At 58.5% G+C, this 10,826-nt stretch carries 10 protein-coding genes; 6 read left to right on the forward strand and 4 right to left on the reverse strand.

Features of this window, described 5'->3' with window-relative positions:
* Positions 1–74 precede the first annotated feature (74 nt).
* Positions 75–518 carry a globin family protein gene (locus tag JWS10_RS10210; protein ID WP_299506990.1) on the forward strand — a complete coding sequence of 148 codons (444 nt, stop codon included), beginning with the start codon at positions 75–77 and terminating at the stop codon, positions 516–518.
* A gap of 211 nt (positions 519–729) precedes the next feature.
* Here JWS10_RS10210 and JWS10_RS10215 read toward each other — a convergent pair whose 3' ends face one another.
* Complete coding sequence (locus JWS10_RS10215) at positions 730–1,206, reverse strand: hypothetical protein (protein WP_299506992.1); 477 nt, start codon at positions 1,204–1,206, stop codon at positions 730–732.
* Positions 1,185–2,294: a hypothetical protein gene (locus tag JWS10_RS10220; RefSeq protein WP_299506994.1), complete on the reverse strand. Its 1,110-nt coding sequence runs from the start codon at positions 2,292–2,294 to the stop codon at positions 1,185–1,187. Before JWS10_RS10220 ends, JWS10_RS10215 begins: the two co-directional genes overlap by 22 nt.
* Before the next feature lie 1,169 nt (positions 2,295–3,463).
* Between JWS10_RS10220 and JWS10_RS10225 the strand changes: the two genes are divergently transcribed.
* The 3 genes from JWS10_RS10225 (at position 3,464) to JWS10_RS10235 (ending at position 6,554) form a co-directional block, all read left to right on the forward strand.
* Positions 3,464–4,312: an ABC transporter permease subunit gene (locus JWS10_RS10225; protein ID WP_299506996.1), complete on the forward strand. Its 849-nt coding sequence runs from the start codon at positions 3,464–3,466 to the stop codon at positions 4,310–4,312.
* Positions 4,299–4,994: an ABC transporter ATP-binding protein gene (locus JWS10_RS10230; RefSeq protein WP_299506998.1), complete on the forward strand. Its 696-nt coding sequence runs from the start codon at positions 4,299–4,301 to the stop codon at positions 4,992–4,994. The genes JWS10_RS10225 and JWS10_RS10230 overlap by 14 nt, the downstream gene beginning before the upstream one ends.
* Before the next feature lie 84 nt (positions 4,995–5,078).
* A complete protein-coding gene (locus JWS10_RS10235) occupies positions 5,079–6,554 on the forward strand; it encodes an ABC transporter substrate-binding protein (protein ID WP_299507000.1) in 1,476 nt (491 codons plus the stop codon).
* Between the two features lie 549 nt (positions 6,555–7,103).
* Here the strand turns inward: JWS10_RS10235 and JWS10_RS10240 are convergent.
* The gene (locus tag JWS10_RS10240; RefSeq protein ID WP_299507002.1) at positions 7,104–8,000 is read right to left on the reverse strand and encodes a hypothetical protein; all 897 of its coding nucleotides are present in this window, start codon (positions 7,998–8,000) and stop codon (positions 7,104–7,106) included.
* Between the two features lie 205 nt (positions 8,001–8,205).
* A complete protein-coding gene (locus JWS10_RS10245; RefSeq protein WP_299507004.1) occupies positions 8,206–8,949 on the reverse strand; it encodes an adenylate/guanylate cyclase domain-containing protein in 744 nt (247 codons plus the stop codon).
* A 507-nt stretch (positions 8,950–9,456) separates the two neighbouring features.
* On the opposite strand from JWS10_RS10245, the gene JWS10_RS10250 reads away from it, so the two are divergent.
* Positions 9,457–9,963 (forward strand): DUF2924 domain-containing protein, encoded by a 507-nt coding sequence (locus JWS10_RS10250; protein ID WP_299507006.1) that lies wholly within the window; start codon positions 9,457–9,459, stop codon positions 9,961–9,963.
* Positions 9,960–10,826: recombinase family protein (locus tag JWS10_RS10255; protein ID WP_299507007.1), on the forward strand; the 867-nt coding region annotated here is incomplete at its 3' end. The genes JWS10_RS10250 and JWS10_RS10255, both read left to right, overlap by 4 nt.

The following is a 10,826-nucleotide window of genomic DNA, read 5'->3' on the forward strand; positions in this document are numbered from 1 at the left end:
CCGGGGTCAACGAACTAGTCCAGAAACATTGGGCATCTAATAAAGGCTCCAGACACACAAGCTGGAGAGATGAAATGCAGGAAGCCGAAATCGTCATGCTGGAAGAAAGCTTCCGCGAAGTTGCCGCTGTCCGCGACGACGCCGCCGAGTTGTTTTACGAGCGTCTGTTTGTGAACGACCCGTCGCTGCGCGTCATGTTTGCCAGCGCAGACATGAAGGATCAGGGCCGCAAGCTGATGGCGGCACTCTCCTTCGTCGTGACATCACTTCGTCGCCTGGATACCGTCGTGCCTGCCTTGCAAACGCTGGCTGTAAAGCATGTCGGCTACGGTGTGCGCGACGAGCATTATGCCACGGTCGGCAAAGCGCTGATTGAAACCCTGTCGCTGTTCTTCGCCCATCGGTTCACGCTGGAACATCGCCGGGTCTGGACCATGGCCTACGGCACAGTCGCGGACGTGATGATGGCTGCCGCCGCCGCACACAGCGAGCCGGTACGCCAAGCCAGCGCGTCCTAAGAATTATGCCGGGCAGGTTTTACTGCCCGGTGCCAGACATATTGCGTAAGACCTTTTTACGACCGAGACTTTTAGCGATCCTTTTATGAAGCTATGCTGCCATTACCGGTAGCCTCTGCATCAACCAAGCGCGGCGCAGGTCACTCTATAGGGCCTGCGCCGTTTTTATTTGCACTTTCGCTTTATGGCGAAGCCCTTATCCCCCAACAAATTACTGCCGCAGTGTTGACAGATCAAGCTTGGGTATCTGTCGCAACAGTTGCGGTTTGTTGGCGTGATCGTCTGAAAAGTGCAACGACAAAAAGGTCGCCGCAGCAATCAGCGCCAGCGCACCGAGCAGGATCACCAGCGCCGGCCGCCATGCGGCAAAGGGATTGGGCCTGTCGTTGAACACCGGACGGGCCACCGCGAATTTGGCGGTGCGCCGACCAGATTCCTCCATCGCTGCAGCAGCCTCTTGCAGCGGACCGGAGGGCAGGTTGTCACCACCCGGCTCCCGGATAATGCGGTATCGGTCAGTGTCCAGATCAAGCTCGATCGTCAGATTGCCGCTGAAATGGTAGCGGCGAAAATCGAGGCTAAGGCGACGGTTCGCAGGATAGTTGACCGTCACATCCCAGTCCGTGTTCCACAGATCAAGCACCACCCGGCCACTGGTAATGTCCGTCACACGGGGGAATAAACCCACTGGGAATTGCCCCATTCAGTAGCCACAAGATCAATCCTGATCGACCCATCGGGCGACAAGCGGCGATAGGTCGGTTCGGTCTGATGCGCGGCCGCGTAGCGCGCACGCTCGACCGTCGCCGCAAGATCGGCCAGCGGCAGAGCTGGTCCGTTCATCCCCTGATCACGAAATGTCCGGCTTGTTGGAAAGATGCGCAGCAAAGTCTCACCGTCTTTATCACGCAGCCGCAGCAACAGGCTCCCGTCGGCGGTGTTGGTGATCTCGCTCGCCAACCACGCACCGCAATCGAGCAACACTTTATTCGTCACAGCATCCACCAACACGGCGCAAGTTCCCAACGCGTCCAGACGTCCGTTGACCATCTCGCCCGCGCGCTGTTCAAAGCGCAGCGATCCATCGGCAGAAAGTGCCCAAGTTTCAGTTACATAGCGGGTCGAGACATAGAAGCTCCAGACGCCATTCGACACTTCGCTGGCAGCAAATCGGGTGGCAGACGGGCCGGAGCCGATTTCGTAGATCGAATGAAGGTGCATCTGCAAAGGATATGAAGGATGCGGAAGCCGCAACGGCGCGGCACCGACCTCTCGCCACTTTTGCCCCCAGACGTCTTGCCCGCCGATCTTCAGACCGTCGTTTGCAAAACCGATGTGGGCGTGCCGCCATTCAATCGCATCGCGCGATCCGTCGTCCGCCAGGGTCGAAAACTTGGTTGCGACAGGCAGGGTGGCCACTTGCGGCGGCGCAACGCTCGCTTGGCGCAAAACCACCGGCTCGGCAGGCTCGACCTCTCGCCCCCGGAACAACCGACGAAGCCCCAGCCCAACCGCGAACAAAACAACACAGGCAATGGCCCAAGGGATGATCAATATCGCACTTAACAGCGAAAATCCCAACATCGCATTTGCAAGCACATTTTCTGCACCCGGCTGCGTGATGGCCTCCCACACAACTACCGCGACATAAATACCGACGGGCGAAACCACCACCAGAACCATCACCCAAACAGTCCAGCGTCTTGGGACGGCGGCAAGCATGACAAGCACAATCGTCGCGGCTAAAATGGCCTGCAACCAGTATTGTATGACCATAAATGATTGCTCTCTGAACCAAGCGACACTTATCGCATGAACCGCACTCACTCGACCAGTATGCCATGTGACAACAACAAACTAGCTCGCTGTTTCAACGGGTGCGACGAAGCAGTAATGCCTAGTGCGCAAAGTGCGGCATCCAACAGGGCTGCCAAGCCTTGCGGCTTATTGCTTGCGCCATCTGTTGTAACCAAAAGTGGGGGAGTTTCCGGCCGCCATTGAACGTCATAAGCCGAGAATGAATGGCGCTGTCCGCACTCTGGTGGCTGCTTTATCTTCATCACCGCGCCATGTTGGCGATGAGCGCATGTTATGGAGTAGGGTTTGCCACCGATCCCTAGGCGCGCGGCCGACGCTCAACATGTGCTCAAAGTTGATCCAGAAGCTCTCAGTCCGGGATCGGCTATAAGCCGACCGGTCATCCTTGCAGCAGCGAACATCTACCTCCGCCCGATGCGCCGACTGTGACTGGTCAGACGCGATCGGCCCATAGCTGCCGATCGCGCCGCGCGGATGCTGTCCGACGGCATACCCAAAAGCGGTCATTCGACGGCGCGTGCAGCAAATCCAAGCCTCTTTCGCAGGCAATGCAGGCCGATCGGACCGTTCCTATGCGTTTTGCTTCAGCACAGGAAGCGGACCCGGGCTCCCCCTCCATAACTTCATACGCTGCTGTGCGACTTTGCTTGCCGCGTAGCGCGGCAACGACTTCTTGGTTTTCAGTGATCCATCCATCGGCGGATCCGCCATACCGAAATAACAAGGAAAGAAGGGTAACAGGACATATGGCAAAGGTTTGCGCAGCCATTATCGTGCTGGTGAACAGCTTAAAGGTTCGCTATGCGGGTTCCCTGCCGACCCGCTCTTAGCGGTCGATCTGCACTCACCCATGCTGCGGGGCGGCGTTCGCAATAGTCGCCGCCCGACTGGCGTCGCCGCGAAAATCTGGCGGCAATCTGCAGCTTCGGGTGGCCCCCTTGATCACAGACCACGTTCGACTTGGCTCGCGACAGGGACTGCGAAGCACGCTTCAATCTGTTTGTGCCGATCAACGCAGAAAAATCTTCCCTTCGATTGCTGTTCTTTGGAATGGACCACGTTAATCGTGATATAGCCACTCAACCCCTGAAAGCCGGGATGAACGGCGGAATAGGGGCTTGATGACAATGGATTTGACGGATCGGCGGTTGCTTCGTGAACCCGCAGATCCCGCACCACGTCGCGTCGCAAACCGCGAGCTGCAGCTTTTGGCGCTGTCATGGCTTGCTCCGGTCGGCATCTTGTTGATCTGGGAGGCGGCGAGCCGCGCTGGCCTGATCACAGCGCAGGTTCTGCCCGCGCCCAGCTCGGTCGCCCGTACGGCGTGGAACCTGATCTCATCGGGCGAATTGCCCAAGCACCTTGGCGCAAGCCTTCTTCGTGCGGTGGCTGGATTTGCCATCGGCGGAACCATCGGGTTCATACTTGGAGTCCTTGTCGGTTTCTCCCGTGTGGCCGAGGCGCTGCTGGACCGGTCCATTCAGATGATCCGGGCGATCCCGTCTCTAGCGCTGTTACCCTTGGTAATCGTATGGTTCGGCGTCGATGAAAGCGGCAAGATTTTTCTAGTGTCGCTGGCCGTGCTGTTCCCAATCTACATCAATACCGTGCTTAGCATCCGGCAAGTCGATCCGAAATTGCTGGAACTGGCGCGTGTTACCGGCCTGTCGCGGCTGGAAACGGTTCGGCGGATCATTCTGCCGGGGGCGATGCCATCCATCCTGACTGGGGTTCGCTATTCGCTGGCAACGGCCTGGCTGGCGCCTGTGATTGCCGAAACCATTGCGACCACGCGCGGCATCGGGTTTCTGGCCATGGACGCACGCGAGTTTCTGCAGACTAACGTAATCATTTTGACCATCCTGATATATGCCGCGATCGGTGTGGGGCCGACAGTCTTGCCCGGTATCTGGAACGCAGTCTGTTGGCCTGGCATCCAAATTACGCGAAAGGGGGCCGCAAATGAGTGCGCCTGACGTTGCCGTGACCGTTAGCAATCTGCGCCGCCGCTATGGCGAACGGGTGGTGATCGACGGGCTGGATCTGACTATTCGCAAGGGCGAGTTCGTGGCCCTATTGGGCGAAAGCGGTTGTGGCAAGACCACACTGCTGCGCGCGTTGGCGGGCCTTGATCCTGTGGACGGCGGGCATATCGACGGCCCGACCCAGCCTGCCGTGGTGTTTCAGGAACATCGCCTGCTGCCTTGGGCGCCGCTGTGGCGGAACGTGGCCTTGGGCATGGAAACCGCCGTGGGCCGGGCCAAGGCCGAGGCGGCACTGCAAGAGGTGGGGCTTGCGGGACGCGAGGAGGACTGGCCTCGCAACCTGTCGGGCGGACAGGCACAGAGGGTGGCGCTGGCTCGTGCGCTCGTGCGTGAACCACGGCTGTTGCTGTTGGATGAACCCTTTGCCGCACTGGATGCGCTGACCCGCATCAAGATGCAGGCCCTGATCCGCGAACTGGTGGCCCGTCACCGCCCCGGCGTTCTGCTGGTGACACATGACGTGGACGAAGCCGTGGCCATCGCCGACCGCATTCTGGTGATGCGCGGGGGCGAGATCGCGGCCAGCTATCTGACCGACGGCATTAATGCCACCGCGTTGAGAGGAAAATTGCTGAGGGAACTCGGCGTCGAAAGCGACAGCCGCGCCGCTTGAACCGAACCGAATAACTGAATCGCCGCCGCCTGCTGCAATCTGGTGCCGCCCTTGGCGCGGCCAGCCTGTTGCCCGGCGTCGCCCTTGGCCGCACTACCGACACCGTTCGCGTTGGGTTGGGGCAAGGGCAGCATCACCCAGATTGCCAAGCAACGCGGCGAGTTTGAAAAGAATCTGGCCGCGCAGGACATCAAGGTGGAATGGGTCGGCCCGTTCCCAAACCACGCGCCGTCGTTGCAGGCCGTGGTGGGCGGTAGCGCCGATTTCGGGTTCTGGGGATCGACCACCCCGGCGCTTGCCGCGATCTTGGCCGGGTCGCCCTTGGTGTTCACCCAATTTCTGATCTACGCGCCGCGTTCTACCGCGATCATCGTCAAGAAGGACAGCGGCATCAACAGCGTCAAGGATCTGGTGGGCAAACGGGTCGCCGTGAACCGTTCGGGTCTGGGCGAATTCCTCGTGGTGGCCGCGCTGGAAAAGAACGGTGTGCCGCGCGATGCCGTTGAATTCGTCTATCTGAACCCGCCGGACGCCGCCCCCGCATTTGGGCAGGGCAAGGTAGACGCATGGTCCATGTGGTCACCGGGGGTAGACATCGCCCGTCAGCAGTTCGACGCCAAGGATATCTTTTTTGAAGGCACCGATCTGGATTTCCTGATCGACTATTCGTCCCTTGTGACGCAGCGCAAATTTGCCGAGGAAAACGACGATCTGGTCCGCGCCCGTGCCAACGCCGCCGCTTGGGCGAGCCATGTGGGTGTCCCGGTGATCAACGGCGAAACTCTGGCTCGCTTCCGCGCCGACGCAGAAGATCATCGGACGCTTTATACGCTGGATGTGCGTGACCCCGCAGAATATGCGGCGGGCCATCCGGCGGGCTTTGTCTCGGCACCCGGCGGGCAGCTAGTGCAGGCAACCGATGAATGGCTGGGCGTGCGCGGCGCGCGCGTCGTCCTTTATGACGATGATGCGGTAAGGGCTCGGATGGCCGCAAGCTGGTTGCTACAGATGGGTTGGGATGTGCATGTGCTGGAGCAAAGTGCCGACCTGCCCAGTGATTTCTTGCACCCAAAAGCTGCGCAAGTGGCCTTGCCACAAGGCCCTTTCGTCACGCCTGCGGAACTGGCGGAGCTGCCCGATGCGACCGTGATCGACCTTGCCCGTGCTGCGACCTATGGCCGTGGCCATGTGCCGGGGGCATGGTTCGCCTCTGGTCCCGAACTGGCCCGCGATGTGCGGGATACGGCAGGCGATGGTCCAATCGTTCTCACCTCGCCCGACGGGGCTGTCGCTGCGGCAAACCTTGCCGTCGCGCAACGGGCAACAACCAGACCCGTCCTGCTGTTGCAGGGGGGCACCGACGCCTGGCGCGCGGCGGGTTTGCCAGTGGAGATTGAAAGCCGCCACCTTTCCCAGCCGTTCGACGCCTACAAGCGCCCCTATGAGGGGACAGACAACGCGCGCGAAAAGATGGAAGGCTATATTGCGTGGGAACTGAAGCTGGTTGCGCAACTGGCTAATGACGGAGTTGCCCGTTTCCATGTGGTGCGAGCCAAATGAGGGGTCAGGTTGCGAGCGGTTTGGACGCATGGCACGGACTAGGTCCACTTTTAGTGCTTTCAGGATGTAGCGAGCTGCCCCGCGGGTTTATAGGGATGCTCCGCAAGCAAATCCCTTCAGTCGGCTTTCCGCCTTCTTGGCCGATGAGGCAAACACCTAGTCCCGACCGACGCAAGCTGTCGGTTCTTTCGGAATTGCTGCATTTGCCGCGCCGCACCAGCATCGGCTTCTCTCCGCCCACCAAGCTGAACCGACTGTGATCTCGCTGCGGTCTGTCTGAACGGCTGCTCCGGCAAAGTTACCGCGGCCGCCACGCTGCACTGCGGCCAGGCAGCTTACCGCACATTTCGGTTGCACAGCTGAGATCCGGCGGCTTCAGAAAGCTGTCATGTCGTTTGGTATTTGGCAGCAAAGTCAGAACGGTTACCATCACTCTTGGGAGACCCGTGGCAGCTACGGTTAGGAGCGCCTAGGTGCCTAAATTTGCAACAAAACTCGGACGCGGCATCGTGTCACGACTCATAAACAGACGGGAAACAGCAGCGATAATTAATCTAATCCTGCCGTTCGAAGGTCTTCAAGATAGGGCCCCATCAGTCGATCAAGAAGAAACTCGTGGCGGCCAGATGGGAAGAGTCTGACATCATCAATACTCCAGTTTCGATAGATTACTTTGTGGTGAGCGATTTCTGCCTGCGCCTCGTCGAGCTTGCCCGTCCGCACGAGTGCCACGGCTTTGCAGGGCACGCAGTAATACTCTAGGCCATCGTAGGTGCGTACGGCATCTTGTGATCGGCCAGCCATCAGATATGCCCAGGCCAGATTGCCCCGATACCAATCTGGCACCACTGCTTCATTTGTGACCGCATATTCAGCCCATTCGACGGCGGTTTCGGTTCTACCCGCGTTCGCCGTCACCAATGCAAGATCAACGCTGGACAGCGGATCATAGGGAACGAGAGCATGAGCCTGCTCTGCTTCACGCACCGATGCTGAGAAGTCGCCCGTCGCCGACACCAGTACCAGCGCCTTGATATAGTGCCAGAGCCACTCTTCCATACGAGACCTGGTGGGTATTGCTTCGGCTTTTTGCAAGAGAGTCATTGCCAACTGGATGTCTTGCCATGGGTCGTTCGTCAAACCTTCTACAGCACGATTGTTATACAAGGCTGCAAGTTCGATTTTCAGCAACGCTGAGTCGGGAAACTTTTCAGACCCCTCCGTCCAGATTTTTCGGGCGTTGTATTTCGAATCGTCTGTCCATTTTAAGAATTCTGACGCGCCGCGCAGATGGTAATCATATTCCCCCAGCGATGGAGACGATTTGCTCCACGTCAAATCTTGCTCCATGTTTGCAACTTCGCCGCGGATCCCGGCCAACGAGGCGTATGTTTTGTGCGCTATCGCCTCTTGCATAGTGACCAGGTCTGAACCGCTCTGTTCCATGCGCGTTGCCAGACATTTCTCCCGTCGCGCCCGCCCACCAACTGTGCTGAGATGATGAATGTATCGCCCTGCCGCCTGAGGCTTCCTTCTAAGACATAATCTGCATTCAAGGTTTGTGCGACTCGTCTTGGGTCTGAATTGGGCGAAACGGAAAAACTGGATGATTTGGACATGACCCGCAACAGCGGTGAAGTGGAAAGCATGGTCATATATCCTCAGACACTCCCGGACCGAGATAGTCTTGCGAGGCATCGCCGCTCATGTTGTCAAACGGCAGAACTGCCAGCACTGGTGGGCCTGATCGCGGATGTTGCCCGGTCAACTGGATATATGTGCCTGCGGCGAACAGGGCTACCACCGACAGACTCACGAAAAGCCAGTTTATGCGACGTCGCGTTTTGCTCGGCACGATCCTGTGTCGTGGGCCTTTCGTCGCATCGGCACTGACCCGGTACACATGAATCGGTTCGGCAATATTCTTGATCCGCCGTTCGCCCATCGATTCAAAACCGAAAGCCAGCTTGCGCTCCACCTCGCGAGCAACCTTTTCCGATACGCAGATACCGCCAGGTTCAGCAAGCTGTTCCAACCGCGCGGCAATATTCACCCTGTCTCCCAGCCGATCGTCACCATCGATAATGACCTCACCCAGGTTTATCCCAATGCGAGCAACAATGATCTTGTCTGAGGGCACGTTCCTATTGAGTTCTCGTAAACCATTTTGCAAGGCGATTGCGCATTCGACAGCTTGCACCGCACTCGAAAACTCGGCCAATAGCCCGTCACCTACCAACTTGAAAATCCGACCCTGATGACGGGAGATCTCGGGTTCGAAAATCTTTTTACGCCGCGCCGTAACACGGGTGAAGGTGCCTGTCTCGTCTTGCTCCATTTGAGCAGAATAGCCGACAATATCCGCCACAAGAATTGCTGCAAGTTTCCGTTCCATTGGATCTTGGCCCTCTCAAAAGTCAGCTTCTGGCAGATGCTAGCACTGATAGCCGACATTTCCCAAACAGTCTGCAACCTGCTCCGCGGGGATCAGCATACGATCTTCATACTTTCGCGCGTCCCCGCTTGGTGGCTGTTGGTCGCGTCTGCAAGGGCGTTTTTTGCAACGCCAATATTACAGGGCGGTCGGGTGGGCACTCAACTCCCAGAGGTGGCGGAACACCGCCAAACGATTCATCGGCACAAAGATAGGAGCGGCGAGCGTTGTGGCACCCTTTCAATGGACCGTTAAATGCCCGTCTAGATCGACGCATTTGCCAAACTCCCGACCAATTCGCACACGTAACGCGCAGTCCTTTGCGCCACGTCCCGCACCCTCTGCGAATAGCGCCCGAACACTCCGAGCATCACGGCTTTTCCCGTCGACTTCCGCTTTGAAGCAAGCGGTGCTGATCTCGCAAGCCACATTTGCTTGTGGTGTCATCCAGCGGGAGAAAGTTTCACAATGCGGTTGAGTACGGAGCGTCAAAACAGGGACTTAGCGAAACTGGCCGTGCACACCGCGGCCACGGTCGCACAACTGGACCGGGATGGGCTTGTTACCTTGTGGTCCGCTATCATGGGCAGCCCGGCACCTCGCGGCATGAGTCAAGCATTGCTGCACGCGTTCTTGGCTTTTGAAGTGCAGCAGCGATCAGGTGGTGGCTTGACCAAGGCGGATATGGACCGGTTGGAGAGGATCGGCACGGGCAAAGTGCGTGTGGTAGCTCCGAAAATGGTTGCCGGGGCGCGGTTCTTGCGGGAATGGAACGGCGTCACCCATGTTGTTGAACGCATCGCTGCGGGCTATTTGTGGAACGGCAAATCCTTTGCCTCACTCTCCGCCATTGCCAAGGAAATCACGGGCGCGCACTGGTCGGGGCCAAGGTTCTTTGGCGTGAATAATGTGAATAAACGGACTGAGATATGTAAATCCCCCGCTGCGCAACGCAGCTTGGGAGCAAAAGCATGAACACCGCTGCTCCCCTCAGCCGAAGCCTTACCGTGCGCTGCGCGATCTACACCCGCAAATCGACTGAGGAGGGCTTGGAGCAGGGCTTCAACTCGCTTGATGCGCAATATGAAGCATGCGCCGCCTATGTCGCCAGTCAGCGCCATGAGGGCTGGAAATTACTTCCTGAGCGGTTTGATGACGGCGGTTTATCTGGCGGTACCATGGAGCGCCCGGCCGTGCAGCGCCTGCTGGCCGAGGTCGACGCGGGGCGCATCGGTATGATCGTCGTCTATAAGATTGACCGGCTCACCCGCTCGCTTGCCGACTTCGCGCGTCTGGTCGAACAGTTGGATCGTCGCAGCTGCTCGTTCGTCTCGGTCACGCAGGCGTTCAATACCTCAACCTCTATGGGTCGTTTGACGCTCAATGTACTGCTGTCGTTTGCGCAATTCGAACGTGAGGTCACCGCAGAGCGCATTCGCGACAAGATCGCTGCCTCTAAGCGCAAAGGGCTTTGGATGGGCGGCACGCTGCCACTGGGATATGATCCACCCAGTGACCCTCTCAAAGCCCGTGTGCTGGAGATCAATCCAGCCGAGGCCATTACGGTGCGTAGATTGTTTGCCCTCTATTTGCGCGCGGGCAGTCTGGGAGCAACGAGGATCGCTGCGGTCGAGCAGGGCCTCAGCCCGCGCAAGTCCGACCATATGGTAGGGGCGGCAATCGGGCTTGGATCACCCATCGCGCCGTTCTCAAACGGCCAACTGCATTATCTGCTGACCAACCCGGTCTATCGCGGCTTGATCCGCCACAAGACCCTGATCCATCTCGGCCAGCATGAAGCCATCATCGACGAGCAGTTGTGGTCCGCTGTGCAGACG

This window comes from Cypionkella sp., from assembly GCF_028290025.1.
Lineage (GTDB): Bacteria > Pseudomonadota > Alphaproteobacteria > Rhodobacterales > Rhodobacteraceae > Cypionkella.

What these genes read in the sequence shown, in the direction of transcription:
- JWS10_RS10210 (WP_299506990.1), top strand. Translation starts at nt 75, where the DNA reads ATGCAGGAAGCCGAAATCGTCATGCTGGAAGAAAGCTTCCGCGAAGTT.
- JWS10_RS10220 (WP_299506994.1), bottom strand. Translation starts at nt 2,294, where the DNA reads ATGGTCATACAATACTGGTTGCAGGCCATTTTAGCCGCGACGATTGTG.
- JWS10_RS10225 (WP_299506996.1), top strand. Translation starts at nt 3,464, where the DNA reads ATGGATTTGACGGATCGGCGGTTGCTTCGTGAACCCGCAGATCCCGCA.
- JWS10_RS10230 (WP_299506998.1), top strand. Translation starts at nt 4,299, where the DNA reads ATGAGTGCGCCTGACGTTGCCGTGACCGTTAGCAATCTGCGCCGCCGC.
- JWS10_RS10240 (WP_299507002.1), bottom strand. Translation starts at nt 8,000, where the DNA reads ATGGAACAGAGCGGTTCAGACCTGGTCACTATGCAAGAGGCGATAGCG.
- JWS10_RS10245 (WP_299507004.1), bottom strand. Translation starts at nt 8,949, where the DNA reads ATGGAACGGAAACTTGCAGCAATTCTTGTGGCGGATATTGTCGGCTAT.
- JWS10_RS10250 (WP_299507006.1), top strand. Translation starts at nt 9,457, where the DNA reads ATGCGGTTGAGTACGGAGCGTCAAAACAGGGACTTAGCGAAACTGGCC.